We start from the raw sequence: 17,867 nt of genomic DNA, 5'->3' as shown, positions 1-17,867 counted from the left end.
AACATCTCGCACTGCACATTTAGCGGCATTGTTATGAGAATAAATGGACTCCAGCGACGATACAAGAACACATAAAGCACCCGCTTGAAGAGGATAAAATGGGTGAGCAGTTATCTATCCCTTATCCGGGATGCGCGTTTACGGGTCATAAGTAACGAAGTTTAATGCGAATGTCAGATCGTATGCGCCTGTTAGGGCGCGGCTGGTAACAAAGCCTTATAGGCGCATCTGAAAAACCTCCGCCTATGCCGGAGCATATTTATTGCGCCGACTCCACCCAGTGGCACGCCACCTGATGACCAGAGCGCACTTCGCGCAGTTCCGGAATTTCAATGCGGCAGCGTTCTGTTGCCTGCGGGCAGCGTGAAGAGAAACGGCAACCGGAGGGCGGGCGTGACGGATCGGGGATTTCCCCCTGCACCACCGCCACGGGCTCGCTTTCCGGGTCGAGCGTCGGCACCGCCGCCAGCAGCGCCTGGGTGTAAGGGTGCAGCGGCTGGCTGAACAGCGCATCGCGGCTGGCGGTTTCCACCAGTTTCCCCAGATACATCACCGCCACGTCATCACACAAATGTTCCACGACACCAAGATCGTGAGAGATAAACAGGAAGGTGACACCGTGGTCATCGCGCAGATCGGAGAACAGATTAATGATTTGCGCCTGGATGGAGACATCCAGCGCCGAGATGGGTTCGTCGGCGATAATAAAATCCGGGTTGAGGATCAGCGCGCGGGCAATGCCAATACGCTGGCGCTGGCCGCCGGAGAACTCATGGGGAAAGCGATTGTAATGCTGCGGCGCCAGGCCACAGATTTTCATCACCTCCAGCACTTTGTCGCGCAGTTCCGCTTTGCTGCACAGCTTGTGTTCCAGCATCGCTTCGCCGATCGCATCGCCAATGCGAATGCGCGGGTTCAGCGAGCTGTAAGGATCCTGAAACACCAGTTGGATTTTCGGGCGCAGCGCACGCATCTGTTTCGGCGTCAGATCCTGCAACTCTTGCCCGCGATACTTCACGCTACCCGCCGTTTTGTCATACAGCCCCAGCAGCGTGCGTCCGACGGTGGTTTTACCGCTGCCGGATTCGCCCACCAGGCCAAAAATGGTGCCGGGTCGAATGTTAAAACTGACGCCATCCACGGCGCGTAGCTGTCCGGTTTCCTGACCAAACAGCCCGTCGCGCAGCGGGAAGTGCTTTTTCAGACCATCTACTTCAATGACATATTGCTGGCTCATGCAACCGGCTCCGCTAACTCACTGTGAATACATGCGGCTTGCCGCGTTTGCCCGATCAGCGGCGGAATGCCCGCGCGGCACTGCGGCGTAGCGCGTTCGCAGCGATCGTAGAACGCGCAGTACGGCGGCAGTTCGGCCAGATCCGGCACCTGACCGGGAATCGAATAGAGGCGGCGTCGGCGCTCGCCCGGAACAGGGCGCGACGCGATTAGCCCTTTGGTATAAGGGTGCAGCGGGTTGCGCAGCACGTCGGCGGTCGGACCTTGCTCAACGATGCGTCCGGCGTACATCACTACGACGTGTTCCGCCATCTGCGCGATAACGCCCAAATCATGGGTGATCAGCATCAGCGCCATCTGCTGCGCCCGCGCCTGGTCACGCAGTAAGCGCAGGATTTGCGCCTGCACGGTGACATCCAGCGCCGTGGTTGGCTCGTCGGCAATCAACAGTTTTGGCTGGCAGCTTAGCGCCATGGCAATCATGATGCGCTGCAACATGCCGCCGGAAAGCTGGTGCGGATAGCTGCTCATCAGGCTCTCCGCCCGCGCCAGCCCGACATCGGCGATCAGTTGCGTGGCATGTGCCCAGGCCGCTTTTGCTGTTTCACCGCGATGGCGAATCAGCGGTTCGCAGAGCTGCTCGCCGATGGTCAGCACCGGGTTGAGCGCCGTCATCGGCTCCTGAAAAATCATCGCTAACTGATTACCACGCAGATCGGCCATTTTCGATGGCTTCAGACGCAGCAGATCGGTGCCCTGAAAGCGGATTTCTCCACCGTCGATACGCGCAACCTGCGGCGGTAACAGCCCCATCAGCGACATGGCGGTAACGCTTTTGCCGCAGCCGGATTCACCCACCACGCCAATGGTTTGCCCGGCCTGAATGGCAAATGAGACATTCTGCACAGCGCGCACGCGCCCCTGCTCGCTGGCGAAGGAGATGGATAAGTTGTTAAAGGTAATTAGCGGCTCGCTCATTTCAGGCTCCGTTTCATCTTCGGATCCAGCGCATCGCGCAGGCCATCGCCCAGCACGTTAATAGCGATGACGGTCAGAAAAATGGCGATACCCGGCGGCATCCACAGCCACGGGCGACGCTGAAAATCGATCAGGCTGTTGGCCGCATCCATCATATTACCCCACGACGGTGTTGGCGGTACGACGCCAAGGCCGAGATAGCTGAGCGCAGATTCCATCAGAATGGCATTGGCCACCGCCATCGTCGCCATCACCACCAGAATGGGAATGGTGTTCGGTAACAGATGGCCGAACAGGCGGCGGCGCGAAGAGAGGCCCAGTACCTGCGTCGCCAGCATAAAATCGCGTTCGCGCAGCGAGAGGATTTGCCCGCGCACCAGCCGCGCCAGCTTTGGCCACTCCAGCAGGCTGAGCATCACCACCACCATGTAGATGCGCGAATCGGGCGAGAAATCGAGCTCTGACAACATCGCCCCGGCGACAATCAGCAGCGGCAGGCTGGGGATCGTCATCACCAGATCCGCAAGGCGCATAATCAGTTTGTCCGTCCAGCCGCCGACATAACCGGAGATCGCGCCCAGCAGGTAGCCCAGCGCCACCGAAAGCAGCATGGTCAACAGGCCAATAATCAGCGAGATACGCCCTGCAAGCAGCAGGCGGGTATAAATATCGCGGCCAAGAAAATCGGTGCCCAGCCAGTGCGCTGCGCCAGGTGGTTTATTGATCATCAGCGCGTCGGTGGCGTCATCTTTCCACGGCGACCACACCGGCCCCAGCACGCACCAGATGGTCATGACCACCAGCAGAACCAGGCACAACATCGCCAGATGATTGTGGCGCAGCGCTTTCCACGCCTGACGCCACGGAGAGGGCGTGGCCTGCGCCAGCGCCGGAATTTCCGCCTTGCGCAGGCGGCGATTCGTTGAGAAAAGGGAACCGAACATCACGCCCTCACGCGAATGCGCGGGTCGGCCCACGCGTACAGCACATCGGCAATCAGATTGCCAACAATGGTTAATACCGCCAGAAACAGGGTGAATCCCATCAGCACCGGGTAATCGCGGGCGGCCAGCGAATCAATATGGATATGCCCCGCGCCCGGCCAGTTAAACACCTTTTCGGTGATGATCGCGCCGGAAAATAGCCCCGGCAGCTCAAAACCGAGTAGGGTGATGATCGGCAGCAGCGCATTGCGCAGCGCGTGTTTGAGGATCACCGTACGTTCGCGCAGCCCTTTGGCGCGCGCGGTGCGGATAAAATCCATCTTCACCACGTCCAGCATGCTGGCGCGGAAGTAGCGCGTCAGGCTGCCCGCCTGCAACATGACCAGCGCCATAACCGGCAACGCCAGATGCGCCGCAACCTGCATCACCCACGCCCAGCCGCTGTCGTCGCTGCCAGTGTTGGTCATGCCGCCCACCGGCAACCAGTGCAGATCGACCGCGAACCACTTAATCAGCAACAGGCAGAGGAAAAAGGTCGGGAATGACATGGCGGCGAACACCACCACGCTCACCAGATGATCGAACAGCGAATTGGGTTTCAGCGCAGAGGCAATGCCCACCGCCAGCCCGATGCCCCAGTAAAACACCATCGCAACGCTTGCCAGCAGGAACGAGTTCCAGATGTACTGGTTAAGTAGCTGGCTCACCGGGATTTGGTATTGCAGCGAGAACCCCAAATTGCCGCGCAGCAACTGGCCGAGCCAGTGCAGATAACGGCTGAAGAGTGGTTGATCGAGGCCATAAATGGCTTTCAGTTCGGCGGCGCGGGCGGCGGTGAGGGTAATGTTACCGTCGATAAAGTCGCCCGGCGTTTTTGCGAACAGCATAAAAATAATCAGTGATGCGAGCAGCAGCATTGGCAGGGTTTGCAGCAGTCGCCTGAGGATAAAATTTCGCATAGCTTTCTCATGACAACTGCCGGAGATCCCCGGCAGTTGTTTGTGTTACTTGACGATTTTCACATCCGGGAGGCTACCGGTCAGTCCGTTGTAGATATCCGGCTTAAAGCCGGTGACGCGGGCGCTGCTGGCCGACAGAATCTCGCGGTTACCCAGCAGAATCGCCGGTGGATCGTCCGCCAGCACTTTATAGAGCTGGTGATAGATCGGTTTGCGTTTTTCCACGTCCAGCACCGCATTGCCTTCATTGATCAACTTATCAACCTGCGGATTGTTATAGCCGGACTCTTTCGCTTCCGTGCTGTAGTAATCCCACACACCATCATGCGGATCGTTGAGCGTGCTGGTGCTGAAAGAGGCCAGGTCATAGTTGCCCGCTTTGCGTTGCGCCATCAGGGCGTTGAAATCCACCACCTGCGGTTTCAGCAGTACGCCAATCTGCTGCCAGTTCTCTTTGGCGATGGGGATCAGCGCATCATTCAGTACTTTCTTGCTGACCAGCAGCGTCAGCTCCAGACGTTTACCGTCCTTCACGCGGATGCCGTCCGGCCCCGGTTTCCAGCCCGCTTCATCAAGCAGTTTCTTCGCCTGCGCCGGGTCGAATTTGTACGGGTTCACGCCGTCGGTGTTATACGCCCATGAAATCGGGGCGATAGGTTCAATCGCCACTTTGCCATAGCCCTGATAAACCACATCAATCAGCTTCTGGCGGTCGAGGCCGTAAATCAGCGCCTGGCGCACTTTCACGTCCTGTAACGCCGGGCGACGCACGTTAAATTCCACTTTGCTGTAGTCGCTGGAGCCGAACAGGTTGATATTGGCGAAGCCCAGCATTTTCAGTTGTTCTATATCATCCGGGCGCGAAGTGAATGCGTCATAATCGGTTTCGCCGGTCTGGAACAACTGGAAGTTGGTGGACGGGTTGGTCACGCGGTAGATAAAGCGCGGCGTCGGCGGTGTGCCACGGTAGAAATGGGTGTTGGCGTGGAAACGAATCTCCTGGCCCGGAATATATTTTTCATAGACATACGGCCCGTTGCCCAGCGGTTTACCGTGCAGCGTACGCAGATAATCGAGGTTGCCGCGCTGATACCCTTTACCGTAATACGCTTTTGACAGCACCGGGCCGCCGATTTTCGCCAGCGTTGTCGCGCCTGGCTGCGTGGTGGTGACCTGTAAGGTCAGCGGGTCGATCACTTTCAGGCCGCTGACGCTATCGGCTTTCCCGGCTTTATACTCCGCGCCGCCCGCAATATTAGCGAGGGTGATATCGGTATCGCCATCGTATTTCGGGTCATACAGCACGGTCAGGGTAAACGCCACGTCTTCAGCGGTCAGCGGCGAGCCGTCGCTGAAAGTCAGGTTCGGGCGCAGCTTAATGGTATAGACCTTGTTGTCCGGGCTGACGCTCCAGCTTTCCGCCAGGCCTGGCACCAGATTACCGTGGCTGTCCCAGTCGATCAGGCGTGAGAAAATCACATTGGTGACGTTTTCGTCCCAGCCGTTGACAAAGAAATAGGGGTTAAAAATACCCTGCGGCTCAGAAATGCCTGCCACCACAGTGTCTTTACGCAGCTTTGCCGCCGCCGGGATCTGGCTAGCGTCCGTCGCAGGCGTAATCCCTTCTTTTAAGGCTTCATCGGCAAACGATGCAGAAGAGAAAGCCACCACGCTGCTGAGCAGGGCAATTTTGAGGGCAAGGGTAAAGTGCGTGGGTTTTGTTTTTAAGTGGGTCAGTAAGCTGGACAAAATTGCTCCCTCATCAAGTAATTGCGTAAAATTTACAAATCATGACGAAGATAAGAGCCGTACTTCCCCCTGTCTAACAATGAAAAAGCATGGCTTATAACAAATCATCCTTAGCAAATTCATGGTAAATCAAAGCTTAATTTCAGCTAAAGGAGGTGAGACATCTATGTACTCATTTTAGACTGCGCTTCCATGAGATCACATGAGACAACGTGGAATAAAAAATCCACGCAAGTGCGTGGATTTTAGAGGGTTTTTTGAGCTTCAAGAGATGTTCTGACACCTCATGAGACAACAAAACTAATTAGACGTTGAACAGGAAGTTCATCACATCGCCATCTTTCACGATGTAATCTTTACCTTCTGCGCGCATTTTGCCCGCTTCCTTCGCGCCTTGCTCACCTTTGTAGGTGATAAAGTCTTCATATGCGATGGTCTGCGCACGGATGAAGCCTTTTTCGAAGTCTGTATGAATTTTACCTGCCGCCTGCGGGGCAGTTGCGCCAACCGGGATCGTCCATGCGCGCACTTCTTTCACGCCCGCTGTGAAGTAGGTTTGCAGGTTCAGCAACTGATAACCAGCGCGAATAACGCGGTTCAGGCCCGGCTCTTCAATGCCCAGTTCGGCCATAAATTCTTCGCGGTCTGCATCGTCGAGTTCAGCGATATCGGACTCAACCGCCGCACACACGGCAACGACAACAGAACCTTCGGCATCGGCGATTTCGCGCACTTTATCGAGGTAGGGGTTATTTTCAAAACCGTCTTCGTTAACGTTCGCGATGTACATGGTCGGCTTGAGTGTCAGGAAGCTCAGATATTTGATCGCGGCTTTGTCTTCTTCGGTCAGGTTTTTCAGAGCACGCAGCATGCCTGCGTTTTCCAGTTGAGGCAGACATTTTTCCAGCGCCGCCAGCTCTGCTTTCGCGTCTTTATCGCCGCCTTTGGCCTTTTTCTGTACGCGATGAATAGCGCGCTCACAGGTGTCCAGATCAGACAGCGCCAGCTCGGTATTAATAACCTCGATATCATCCGCCGGATCCACTTTATTATTCACGTGAATGATATTGTCGTTCTCAAAGCAGCGTACCACATGGCCAATGGCTTCGGTTTCGCGAATGTTGGTCAGGAACTGGTTACCCAGGCCTTCACCTTTGGATGCGCCTTTAACCAGACCGGCGATATCCACAAACTCCATCGTGGTTGGCAGAATACGCTGTGGCTTGACGATCTCCGCCAGCTTGTCCAGACGCGGATCGGGCATCGGTACGACACCGGTGTTCGGCTCAATAGTACAGAAGGGGAAGTTTGCCGCTTCAATACCTGCTTTGGTGAGCGCGTTGAACAGGGTGGATTTACCTACGTTGGGCAGGCCAACGATACCGCATTTGAATCCCATGATGTAATTACCTTAATTTCTGAATAATCAATCCGTTATATAAAACAGATTGCATAAAAGTTAATAACTTTGCCTATTATACACGTAACCGTTGTATCGCGCGGCAAAAATGCCAGAGGGCGCGTGTTACTGGGCCTTAAAGGCGTGCAGACGGTTGGTCGCTTTTGTCAGGCCGTCTTTCAACCAGATTTCCGTGCAACGTGCCGCTTCATCTACCGCTTCGTCAATCAATTTCTGTTCAGAAACAGGCGGTTTACCCAGCACAAAACCGACAACTTTGTTTTTATCGCCCGGATGGCCAATTCCCACGCGCAAACGGTGGAAATTGGGGTTATTGCCCAATTTACTGATAATGTCTTTCAATCCGTTGTGGCCGCCATGACCGCCGCCCAGTTTAAACTTCGCCACGCCCGGCGGTAAGTCCAGTTCATCGTGGGCAACCAGGATTTCGTCCGGGTTGATGCGATAAAAGGTTGCCATCGCGGCAACGGCCTTGCCGCTGAGATTCATAAAAGTCGTGGGGACCAGCAGACGCACATCTTCGCCCGCCAGATTGATCCGTGAGGAATAGCCAAAAAATTTCGGTTCTTCGCGTAGCGGGGCACGGCAACGTTCAGCCAGCAGATCGACGTACCAGGCGCCTGCATTATGGCGTGTCGCGGCATATTCCGCGCCGGGATTTGCCAGCCCGACAATCAGTTTAATCGTCACTTTTTCTTCCTGACCAGGTCAATATCTGGCGCGTAGTTTACGTCGTGCGGCGCGTGATGACAAAGTTCTCAGGACGAAACGGGGAAAAGGACAATGATTACCCATATGAACCATTAGAAATACAAGTAGTTCAGAGGGTTATTTGTAAACATATGTGGTCTTAATATGTGTAATTGTGATCCTGGGCGCAATCGCCATAACCCCCCTGTCTATACTTTACTCACAAGGATTGGGGTTATTCCCTTTCAACCCATCGTTCCGGAGGTGACACCATGAAACGCAAAAACGCTTCGTTACTCGGTAATGTGCTTATGGGCCTGGGGTTAGTCGTGATGATAGTCGGTGTGGGTTACTCTGTTCTGAATCAGTTGCCGCAGCTTAATCTGCCGCAGTTCTTCGCCCACGGTGCCATTCTCAGCATTTTTGTCGGGGCAGTACTCTGGCTTGCAGGCGCACGTATTAGCGGCCATGAGCAGGTCTGCGATAAGTACTGGTGGGTGCGCCATTACGACAAACGCTGCCGCCGTGACGGACACGGTCATAGCTAACGTATAACAACACAAACAAGCGGTTTCCTCAGGAAGCCGTTTTTTTTTGGCTTTTTTCTTGACCCTTACGTAACGTTAGGCCCGAGAGTGGCAGTCAAGGGGAAGAAAAGGAGCCGTTATGTTAATTCAAGCTGGTGAACTGGCACGTCGTGCCGGGATCACTGTCCGTACTCTGCACCACTACGAACATATCGGTCTACTTACGCCTTCATCCCGAAGCGCTGCCGGTTACCGTTTATACAATCTCGCTGATGTCAAACGCCTGCATATGATTCAGGTACTGGCGAAGGCGGGTATGGCGCTGGCAGCTATCAAGGATTACCTGGCGCGGGAGACGCGTCCGCTTCACGTTCTGCTCGATGAACAAATCAGCTTGCTTGATGCGCAAATGCGCACGATCCAGACGTTGCGCCAGCAACTGCTGATGTTAAAGCGTGGAATGGAAAGCGGTGCTGAGCCTGACCTGGAGTCCTGGTTACTGACGCTGGAGTTAACGAATATGTATAACCGTTGGTTTAGTGCTGAGGAATTGCGCGAGCTGCCGTTTGCCGCGCATGACGAAGAGCGCAGCCTTGTATGGGCGAACATGGTGGCGGAAGCCAAAGCGCTGATGGCGCAGGGGTGCCCGGTTGATGATGAAAAGGCGATGAATCTGGCAACGCGCTGGATGACGCGCCTGGAGGAGGATACCGCCCGCAGGCCGGAGTTTTTGACCCGGCTCAATGAGATGCACCTGGTTGAGCCGCAAATGCGTGAACAGACCGGAATTGATGATGCGACAATTAATTTCATTACCCGCAGTTTCGGCGAAAGCAAACTGGCTATCTGGCAGCGCTATCTGACGCCAGAAGAGATGGCATTTACCCGCGCGCATTATTTTGACCGGATGATGGAGTGGCCGCCGTTAGTGAGTCGCGTTCGCCAGGCGGCACTCGAGGGGATTGACCCGCAGTCAGAAGAGGCGCAGGCGCTGGCAAATACCTGGCTGGAGCTGTTCCAGTCCTATGCCGGAACCGATCCGCAAACCCAACAGAAGTTTCGCCTGTCGATGCAGCAGGAGCCGCATCTCATGAAAGGAACCTGGGTGACGCCAGACCTGCTGCAATGGCTGCAGCAGGCGGTAGATGCCCTGATGCGCAAACGCTACGGGGCATCGGGTTCATCATAAATCCGCTAACGCGGCGTCACGATTTGGCCAGAACGACAACCGGCCCGCAATGGGTTTGATACCCGCTCGCGCCATGGTGCGCAGCGGCTGAAACTCCAGATTGCTGACGCGCAACTCGGTGCCTTCCGGCAGGCGATTGACAAAACGCTGGAAGGCATCGAGCCCACCCGCATCAAGCAGCGGTACCGCATCCCACTTGAGTATCACGACCCGTTTGCCTGCAATCCGCGATTCCAGTTCGGTGAACAGACCGTCGGCGGCGGCGAAAAACAGCGGGCCAATCACACGCAACACCAGAATATCGTCCGCCACGTCTACATTGACAGGCGACAGACGGGTCATGCGCGCGATACGGCGCATAAACAGTAGTGATGCCAGAACGATACCCACGCTAATGGCGATAACCATATCGAACAACACGGTCAGCGACATACAAATCAGCATGACGATAATGTCGTCTGTCGGCGCGCGACGCAGCAGGTTTACCACCTTATGCGCCTCACTCATGTTCCAGGCCACCATCAGCAGCAGCGCGGCCATGGCGGAAAGCGGCAGCCAGGAGAGCAAGGGAGCGAGCACCAGCAGGGCAAGGATCACCAGAACAGCGTGAATAATAGCGGAGACCGGGGACGATGCTCCGGCGCGGACGTTGGCCGCTGAACGGGCAATCGCCGCCGTAGCGGTGATGCCGCCAAAGAAAGGCGCGACAATATTCCCCAGCCCCTGACCTATCAACTCGCTATTGGCTTTATGGCGTGTTCCGGTCATGCCATCAAGCACCACCGCGCAGAGCAGAGACTCAATGGCCCCCAGTAACGCCATCGAGAACGCGGCGGGCAGCAGCGCCTGCAAAGAGGCCCAGCTCAGGGTGAAGCTCGAACCCGGCAAATCCCATGGCAGCACAAGCTGTGGCAGCAATTGTGGGATACCGTTGCCCTGTGAACCGTCTGCCAGTACGTAGTGAAATTGAGAGCCAATGGTGGCGACATGACCCCCCACCAGATTAACCACCGCCATCACGGCACAACCGGCAAGCAGTGCCGGTAAATGCCCCGGCAGGCGAATGCGCAGACGAGGCCACAAAATCAGGGTGCCGAGGGTAACGACACCGATGGCCGCATCACCGAGATTAATACTCGGCAGTGCCATTGCCAGCGCGCCGACTTTTTGCAGGTAGTGTTCCGGCATATGCGCAACCTGCAAACCGAGGAAATCTTTTATCTGCATGGTACCGATGGTAATCCCGATACCTGACGTAAAGCCCAGCGTGACGGAAACGGGAATATATTCGATCAGGCGACCAAAGCGGGCGAGGCCAAACAGAATCAAAAAGACCCCTGACATCAGCGTCGCTACCAGCAGCCCACCGAGACCAAATTGCTGCGATACGGGATAGAGAATGACGACGAAAGCGGCGGTAGGGCCGGAAACGCTATAGCGCGAGCCCCCGGTCAGTGCGATAACGATACCGGCGACAGCGGCGGTATAAAGCCCGTATTGCGGCGCAACGCCGCTACCAATGGCCAGGGCCATGGCCAGTGGAATAGCGATGATGCCAACTGTCACCCCGGCAATCAGGTCGCGCGTGAAACGCGCCAGGCTATATTTTTCCTTCCAGCAGGCCTCAATAATGGCGCTGAATGGCATGACGTGTGGAGAAAAGAGTCTTTTCACAGAAGAGTAATCCCTGGTCAAATATCACCAATATAAATTTGTATGCTCGATATTTATTAGTCATACAAATAAAACACAGGAATAAAAAAACCCGCCGCAGCGGGTCTTTGTGCCGATTCCAATCAATGTTCGAACATTGCGGAAATGGATTCTTCGTTGCTGATGCGACGAATCGCTTCGGCCAGCATGCCAGACAGGGTCAAGGTACGCACGTTTGGCAGCGATTTGATTTCATCCGTCAGCGGGATGGTGTCACAAACGACCACTTCATCGATAACGGAGTTGCGCAGGTTGTTCGCCGCATTGCCAGAGAAGATCGGGTGAGTCGCGTAAGCAAACACGCGTTTAGCACCGCGCTCTTTCAGCGCTTCTGCTGCTTTACACAGCGTACCGCCGGTGTCGATCATGTCGTCAACCAGCACGCAGTCACGGCCTGCGACGTCACCGATGATATGCATAACCTGAGAAACGTTCGCACGCGGACGACGTTTATCAATGATAGCCATATCGGTATCGTTAAGCAGTTTTGCGATAGCGCGAGCGCGAACAACGCCGCCGATATCCGGAGAAACCACAATCGGGTTATCCAGATTAAGTTGCAGCATGTCTTCCAGCAGAATAGGGCTACCGAATACGTTATCAACCGGCACATCAAAGAAGCCCTGGATCTGCTCAGCGTGCAGGTCGACGGTGAGGACGCGGTCAACGCCTACGCTGGAGAGAAAATCCGCGACAACTTTTGCGGTGATAGGTACACGTGCGGAGCGCACGCGGCGGTCCTGACGGGCATAACCAAAATAAGGAATAACGGCGGTGATACGGCCTGCAGAAGCACGGCGCAGGGCATCAACCATAACAACCAATTCCATCAGGTTGTCGTTCGTTGGAGCACAAGTGGACTGGATGATGAAAATATCACCACCGCGTACATTTTCATTAATTTGTACGCTGACTTCGCCATCGCTAAAGCGACCTACGGCGGCGTCGCCGAGAGAAGTGTACAGGCGGTTGGCAATACGTTGTGCTAGTTCCGGGGTGGCGTTACCAGCAAAAAGCTTCATATCAGGCACGAGAAGAACCTCAGGCATGCGTCCATTGGTGGATAGAATAAGCCATAAATGTGCGGTTCAGACATAATTCTATCCATGCGGTGTATTAAAGAGCGCGATGCAACGTCTGGAACAAGTGACGTTGTCACCGGGACTCAGCTTGCCCGGCGAGGGCGCTGGCGAGAGGCGAGAGGTTTACACCTCGTGCGACAAAACCGCGCAGCCATGCCGGGGCTTGCTCTAACACCTGAAGAGCAGCAGACTCTGTGTCAAATTCAGCAAAAACACAGGCCCCTGTGCCAGTCAGGCGCGACGGCGCGTATTCTAGCAGCCAGGTAAGCGCCTCATCAACCTTACGAAAACGTTTTCTTGCGATAACCTCGCAATCGTTGCTGAATTCACATTTTAGTAACGTTTCTATTGACCGCTTTGGTGTATTTCTCGGCAATTCCGGGTCGCGGAAAATGGTCGGGGTGGGGATGCTGACGCCAGGATGGGCGACCAGATACCATTTCTCTTCGGGTTCCACGGGGGTAAGTATCTCGCCGACACCTTCGGCAAACGCCGCGTGCCCCCGGACAAATACCGGTACATCCGCCCCCAGTGCTAATCCCAGTTCTGCCAGTTCATCAACCGATAAACCGCAATGCCACAGATGATTGAGCGCCACCAGCACCGTGGCCGCGTTTGACGAGCCCCCGCCCAGACCGCCGCCCATCGGCAGGCGTTTGTCTATCTGGATATCCGCGCCGCTGCCAGCAGGCAGGCGACCCGTCTTTTGCGCCTGTTGCATCAACAGACGGGCGGCGCGCACGATCAGATTTTCTTCATCCGGCACCCCCTCGACAGGCGTTAGCAACCGAATAACGCCATCTGTTCGCGGTTCAAAGCTTAGGGTGTCACCGTAATCAAGAAACTGAAACAGGGTTTGCAGCGTGTGATAACCATCAGCCCGTTGCCCGGTGATGTACAAAAACAGATTGAGTTTCGCCGGTGCGGGAAAGCGCGTCATCATTTCGCAATCCAGTTATCCATTTTGAGCTTGATACGCTGTCCGCCATCGCTCAGCTCAAGACTGGAAGGCAGGGCCGGCTTCGTATTGCTGTCATAACCGCCGTACACCACTTTCCAGTTTTTGCCCCCCTGGCTGTAGTTAAGCTCGCTGAGTCGATACTGGTCGTCAAGCTTGTAGTCGGTCGCGTCGCCGGGCAGGCCCAGAATCCACTGACGCAGGCTGTTCAGTGGAATCGGCATACCGGTCAGTTTGCCAATCATCTCTTCCGCATCGGTGGAGGTGTAGCGCTTGCCTTTGTTGTCGACCAGCTCTACTGCGCCAGGCTGGGCGTTGAGTTCCAGCTCCGTGCTGCCCAACGGGTTTGTCAGCAGCAGGCGATAGCGATCCTGCCCGGTCTGTTGCCAGAAAAAGCGGGCATAGACTTTCTGCTCATCGGAGATAAAGGCGAAAGCGCCACGTGTCTGAAACTGGTTCAATTTGCTGACGTCTTGCTGATGTTGACGCCACTGAGGAGCATCCGGACTCTGGCCCGGCCCTTTAGGCGCAGTGAGGGTACAGGCAGTCAGTACGAGGCTAGCCAGCGGCAGCAAACGAATAAGGCGAAAGTCCGGCAAAGTCATAATGATGACGAATCCTTGAGGTGCGTTGCAGTAAATATTCTTAATGCTAGCGCCGGGCAGTGATAGCGTCTACGTTCAAGTTGTCTTAAATCATTAAATTACCGATTACTCCAAAAGGGGGCGCTCTCTTTTATTGACCTCGCGCATCCTGTATGATGCGCACAGTCTAACCTTATCAACGTTGGTACTATTCCCACTCACATGACTCTTCTGGCGCTCGGCATCAACCACAAAACGGCCCCCGTTTCGTTGCGAGAACGTATTACGTTTTCGCCGGATACGCTTGACCAGGCGTTAGACAGCCTGCTGGCGCAGCCGATGGTGCAGGGTGGTGTGGTGTTGTCAACATGTAACCGTACCGAGCTTTATTTAAGCGTTGAAGAGCAGGAAAACCTCCATGAATCGCTGGTTCGCTGGCTGTGTGATTACCATCAGATCAGCGAAGAAGAGTTGCGTAACAGCCTTTACTGGCACCACGATAACGACGCCGTCAGCCATTTAATGCGTGTGGCGAGCGGGCTGGACTCGCTGGTACTGGGCGAACCGCAGATCCTCGGCCAGGTGAAAAAAGCGTTTGCGGATTCGAACCGCGGTCATCTGAAAGCCAGCGAACTTGAACGCATGTTCCAGAAGTCGTTCTCCGTCGCCAAACGCGTGCGCACGGAAACCGATATCGGCGCGAGCGCGGTTTCTGTCGCCTTTGCTGCCTGTACCCTGGCACGCCAAATCTTTGAATCACTCTCGTCGGTCAGCGTCATGCTTGTCGGTGCGGGGGAAACTATCGAACTGGTGGCACGTCATTTGCGCGAGCATAAAGTGCAGAAGATGATCATCGCCAACCGTACTCGTGAACGTGCGCAGGTTCTGGCAGATGAAGTAGGGGCGGAAGTGATTTCCCTGAGCGATATCGATTCGCGCCTGAAAGATGCCGATATTGTCATCAGTTCTACCGCCAGCCCATTGCCGATCATTGGTAAAGGCATGGTTGAGCGGGCAATGAAGGCGCGCCGCAACCAGCCAATGCTGCTGGTGGATATTGCCGTTCCGCGCGATGTCGAGCCAGAAGTGGGTAAACTGGCGAACGCCTATCTCTACAGCGTTGACGATCTACAAAGCATTATTCAGCACAACCTCGCGCAGCGTAAAGCGGCGGCGGTGCAGGCTGAAACTATCGTTGAGCAGGAAACGAGCGAATTTATGGCCTGGCTGCGCGCGCAAAGCGCCAGCGAGACAATTCGTGATTACCGCAGCCAATCTGAGCAGATTCGTGATGAATTGACTGCCAAAGCGCTGGCCGCCCTTGAACAGGGTGGCGACGCACAAGCCATTATGCAGGATCTGGCCTGGAAACTGACCAATCGCCTGATCCACGCACCAACCAAATCTCTTCAGCAGGCCGCCCGTGACGGGGATGATGAGCGCCTGCATATTCTGCGCAACAGCCTCGGGCTGGAGTAGCACAACAATCTCTAATAACAGGGTGCATTTACGCCTATGAAGCCTTCTATCGTTGCCAAACTGGAAGCCCTACACGAGCGTCATGAAGAAGTTCAGGCGCTGTTGGGTGACGCGCAAACCATCGCCGATCAGGAGCGATTCCGCGCCTTATCCAGGGAGTATGCGCAACTAAGCGACGTATCGCGCTGTTTTACTGACTGGCAACAGATTCAGGAAGATATCGAAACCGCACAAATGATGCTCGATGACCCGGAAATGCGCGATATGGCGCAGGAAGAGTTACGCGATGCAAAAGAAAAAAGCGAACAACTGGAACAGCATCTGCAAATTCTTTTGCTGCCTAAAGATCCTGACGATGAGCGCAGCGCCTTCCTGGAAGTGCGTGCCGGGACAGGCGGCGATGAAGCGGCGTTATTCGCAGGCGATCTGTTCCGTATGTATACCCGCTATGCCGAGTCACGTCGCTGGCGTGTAGAGATCATGAGCGCCAATGAGGGCGAGCATGGTGGCTATAAAGAGATCATCGCGAAAGTGAGCGGCGAAGGCGTTTACGGACGGCTGAAATTTGAGTCCGGCGGCCATCGCGTACAGCGTGTTCCGGCAACCGAATCTCAGGGGCGTATCCATACCTCTGCCTGTACCGTTGCGGTAATGCCAGAATTGCCGGAAGCCGAACTGCCGGACATCAACCCTGGCGATCTGCGCATTGATACCTTCCGTTCATCCGGCGCGGGTGGGCAGCACGTTAACACCACCGACTCCGCGATTCGTATTACCCACTTGCCGACAGGCATCGTGGTGGAGTGCCAGGACGAACGTTCTCAGCATAAAAACAAAGCTAAAGCACTGGCCGTTCTGGGTTCGCGCATTCGCGCGGCGGAAATTGCCAAACGCCAGCAGGCGGAAGCCTCAACGCGTCGAAATCTGTTGGGTAGCGGCGATCGCAGCGATCGTAACCGCACCTATAATTTCCCGCAGGGACGTGTGACCGATCACCGCATCAACCTGACAGTCTACCGTCTGGACGAGGTGATGGAAGGAAAGCTGGATATGCTGATTGAGCCGATTGTGCAGGAATACCAGGCCGACCAACTGGCAGCGCTCGCCGGACAGGATTGATGGACTATCAACACTGGTTACGTCACGCGATAAATCGACTTTCGCACAGCGAAAGCCCGCGCCGGGATGCGGAGATTTTGCTGGGCTTTGTGACCGGAAAAGCGCGCACCTTTATTCTTGCTTTCGGGGAAACTGCGCTTTCGGACACTGAGCTTGCGCGGCTTGATGATCTGCTGGCCCGTCGTGAACAGGGTGAGCCGGTCGCGCATCTTGTGGGGGTACGCGAGTTCTGGTCGTTGCCGCTGTTTGTTTCGCCTGCGACGTTGATTCCACGCCCGGATACCGAATGTCTGGTTGAACAGGCGCTGAACCGTCTGCCGGAACAACCGTGCCTGATCCTCGATCTGGGCACCGGCACCGGCGCTATCGCGCTGGCGCTGGCCAGTGAACGTCCGGATTGCCAGATTACGGCGGTCGACGTCATGCCGGATGCCGTCGCCCTGGCTCTGCGTAACGTAGAACATTTAGGAATAACGAACGTTTCGGTGCTGACCAGCCACTGGTTCAGCGCCCTGGAAGGGCAGCAGTTCGACCTGATTGTCAGCAATCCGCCTTATATTGATGAGCAGGACCCTCATCTTGCCCTGGGGGATGTGCGTTTCGAGCCGCGTTCCGCACTGGTTGCGGCACAAGAAGGACTTGCGGATCTCGCGTGGATAATCGCACAATCAAGGCGCTTTTTGCGCCCTGGTGGCTGGCTGCTACTGGAACATGGCTGGCAGCAGGGTGAAGCGGTACGTGCGCTGTTTGGCGAACAAGGATATGTGCAGGTGGAAACCTGCCGGGACTATGGTGATAACGAGCGTCTGACGCTCGGGTGCCTGGCGCTACAGGAGTAACAGGGAATGAGTGCGTTCACATTTCTGATAAGCCTGCATTTGACCACGGTGGTTCTGACCATTAGCCTGTTTGTGCTGCGATACTGGTGGCGCTTTACGGGCGATCCTCGCGCACAGGCGCGCTGGGTGCGGGTTGTGCCCCATGCAGTGGACACGCTGTTATTGCTCAGCGGCCTCGGGCTTATCGTTGTAACGCGCTATATCCCATTTACTGCTAATGGCGCATGGCTGACGGAAAAGCTGTTTGGCGTTATCATCTACATCGTTTTGGGTTTCATTGCGCTGGGACGACATCGTCCGCGCAGCCAGCAAACGGGGTTTATTGCGTTTTTGCTGGGGCTGGTGGTGCTGTACATCATCATTAAACTCGCCGCCACAAAGATACCGATACTGGGGTAAGA

General features: G+C 55.5%; 17 protein-coding genes and 1 pseudogene. 7 read left to right on the top strand and 11 right to left on the bottom strand.

Annotated elements, in window-relative coordinates:
* Positions 1-53 precede the first annotated feature (53 nt).
* Positions 54-155, top strand: a pseudogene (locus ABU190_RS06050) (IS200/IS605 family transposase); the annotation flags it as partial.
* A 104-nt stretch (positions 156-259) separates the two neighbouring features.
* Here ABU190_RS06050 and ABU190_RS06045 read toward each other — a convergent pair.
* From ABU190_RS06045 to pth, 7 genes are all read right to left on the bottom strand, one after another.
* Positions 260-1,237 (bottom strand): oligopeptide/dipeptide ABC transporter ATP-binding protein, encoded by a 978-nt coding sequence (locus tag ABU190_RS06045; RefSeq protein ID WP_354690702.1) that lies wholly within the window; start codon positions 1,235-1,237, stop codon positions 260-262.
* On the bottom strand, positions 1,234-2,214 hold the full coding sequence (locus ABU190_RS06040) for an ABC transporter ATP-binding protein (protein ID WP_354690701.1): 981 nt from the start codon (positions 2,212-2,214) through the stop codon (positions 1,234-1,236). Before ABU190_RS06040 ends, ABU190_RS06045 begins: the two co-directional genes overlap by 4 nt.
* A complete protein-coding gene (gene opp4C, locus ABU190_RS06035; protein ID WP_354690700.1) occupies positions 2,211-3,158 on the bottom strand; it encodes an oligopeptide ABC transporter permease in 948 nt (315 codons plus the stop codon). Before opp4C ends, ABU190_RS06040 begins: the two co-directional genes overlap by 4 nt.
* Positions 3,158-4,117 (bottom strand): ABC transporter permease, encoded by a 960-nt coding sequence (locus ABU190_RS06030; protein WP_354690699.1) that lies wholly within the window; start codon positions 4,115-4,117, stop codon positions 3,158-3,160. The genes opp4C and ABU190_RS06030 overlap by 1 nt, the downstream gene beginning before the upstream one ends.
* 45 nt (positions 4,118-4,162) lie before the next feature.
* Entirely contained in the window at positions 4,163-5,866 is a 1,704-nt protein-coding gene (locus tag ABU190_RS06025; protein WP_354690698.1) for an ABC transporter substrate-binding protein, read from the bottom strand.
* 304 nt (positions 5,867-6,170) lie between these two features.
* Positions 6,171-7,265 (bottom strand): redox-regulated ATPase YchF, encoded by a 1,095-nt coding sequence (gene ychF / locus ABU190_RS06020; RefSeq protein ID WP_039079207.1) that lies wholly within the window; start codon positions 7,263-7,265, stop codon positions 6,171-6,173.
* Positions 7,266-7,391: 126 nt separating this feature from the next.
* Positions 7,392-7,976, bottom strand: coding sequence for an aminoacyl-tRNA hydrolase (pth, locus tag ABU190_RS06015; protein WP_039079206.1), 585 nt, complete (start codon positions 7,974-7,976; stop codon positions 7,392-7,394).
* A gap of 272 nt (positions 7,977-8,248) precedes the next feature.
* Here pth and ychH point away from each other — a divergent pair, with 272 nt between their 5' ends.
* Both ychH and ABU190_RS06005 read left to right on the top strand, forming a co-directional pair.
* Positions 8,249-8,524 carry a stress-induced protein YchH gene (gene ychH / locus ABU190_RS06010; protein ID WP_271849539.1) on the top strand — a complete coding sequence of 92 codons (276 nt, stop codon included), beginning with the start codon at positions 8,249-8,251 and terminating at the stop codon, positions 8,522-8,524.
* Between the two features lie 118 nt (positions 8,525-8,642).
* Positions 8,643-9,692: a MerR family transcriptional regulator gene (locus ABU190_RS06005; RefSeq protein ID WP_354690697.1), complete on the top strand. Its 1,050-nt coding sequence runs from the start codon at positions 8,643-8,645 to the stop codon at positions 9,690-9,692.
* Here the strand turns inward: ABU190_RS06005 and dauA are convergent.
* The 4 genes from dauA to lolB all read right to left on the bottom strand — a co-directional run bounded on the left by dauA (position 9,687) and on the right by lolB (position 14,050).
* On the bottom strand, positions 9,687-11,366 hold the full coding sequence (gene dauA, locus ABU190_RS06000) for a C4-dicarboxylic acid transporter DauA (protein WP_075203585.1): 1,680 nt from the start codon (positions 11,364-11,366) through the stop codon (positions 9,687-9,689). The two genes, ABU190_RS06005 and dauA, sit on opposite strands and share 6 nt — an antisense overlap.
* Positions 11,367-11,488: 122 nt before the next feature.
* Positions 11,489-12,436 carry a ribose-phosphate diphosphokinase gene (gene prs, locus ABU190_RS05995; RefSeq protein ID WP_090085106.1) on the bottom strand — a complete coding sequence of 316 codons (948 nt, stop codon included), beginning with the start codon at positions 12,434-12,436 and terminating at the stop codon, positions 11,489-11,491.
* A 124-nt stretch (positions 12,437-12,560) separates the two neighbouring features.
* The gene (ispE, locus tag ABU190_RS05990) at positions 12,561-13,427 is read right to left on the bottom strand and encodes a 4-(cytidine 5'-diphospho)-2-C-methyl-D-erythritol kinase (RefSeq protein WP_354690811.1); all 867 of its coding nucleotides are present in this window, start codon (positions 13,425-13,427) and stop codon (positions 12,561-12,563) included.
* Positions 13,427-14,050, bottom strand: a complete 624-nt coding sequence (lolB, locus tag ABU190_RS05985) for a lipoprotein insertase outer membrane protein LolB (RefSeq protein ID WP_354690696.1) — start codon at positions 14,048-14,050, stop codon at positions 13,427-13,429. The genes ispE and lolB overlap by 1 nt, the downstream gene beginning before the upstream one ends.
* A 201-nt stretch (positions 14,051-14,251) precedes the next feature.
* Here lolB and hemA point away from each other — a divergent pair, with 201 nt between their 5' ends.
* The 4 genes from hemA to sirB2 are packed head-to-tail and all read left to right on the top strand — an operon-like array spanning position 14,252 to position 17,865.
* Entirely contained in the window at positions 14,252-15,508 is a 1,257-nt protein-coding gene (gene hemA, locus ABU190_RS05980) for a glutamyl-tRNA reductase (RefSeq protein ID WP_039079200.1), read from the top strand.
* A 36-nt stretch (positions 15,509-15,544) separates the two neighbouring features.
* On the top strand, positions 15,545-16,627 hold the full coding sequence (gene prfA, locus ABU190_RS05975; protein ID WP_039079199.1) for a peptide chain release factor 1: 1,083 nt from the start codon (positions 15,545-15,547) through the stop codon (positions 16,625-16,627).
* Complete coding sequence (gene prmC / locus ABU190_RS05970) at positions 16,627-17,466, top strand: peptide chain release factor N(5)-glutamine methyltransferase (RefSeq protein WP_354690695.1); 840 nt, start codon at positions 16,627-16,629, stop codon at positions 17,464-17,466. Before prfA ends, prmC begins: the two co-directional genes overlap by 1 nt.
* A 6-nt stretch (positions 17,467-17,472) precedes the next feature.
* Positions 17,473-17,865: an invasion regulator SirB2 gene (gene sirB2 / locus ABU190_RS05965; protein ID WP_039079197.1), complete on the top strand. Its 393-nt coding sequence runs from the start codon at positions 17,473-17,475 to the stop codon at positions 17,863-17,865.
* Positions 17,866-17,867 lie beyond the last annotated feature (2 nt).

Origin of the sequence: Phytobacter sp. RSE-02 (assembly GCF_040578655.1) — a bacterium.
GTDB classification, from domain to species: Bacteria; Pseudomonadota; Gammaproteobacteria; order Enterobacterales; family Enterobacteriaceae; genus Phytobacter; species Phytobacter diazotrophicus.
The sequence above is the reverse complement of the archived record's forward strand: the minus strand, read 5'-3'. Positions and strand labels throughout refer to the sequence as shown.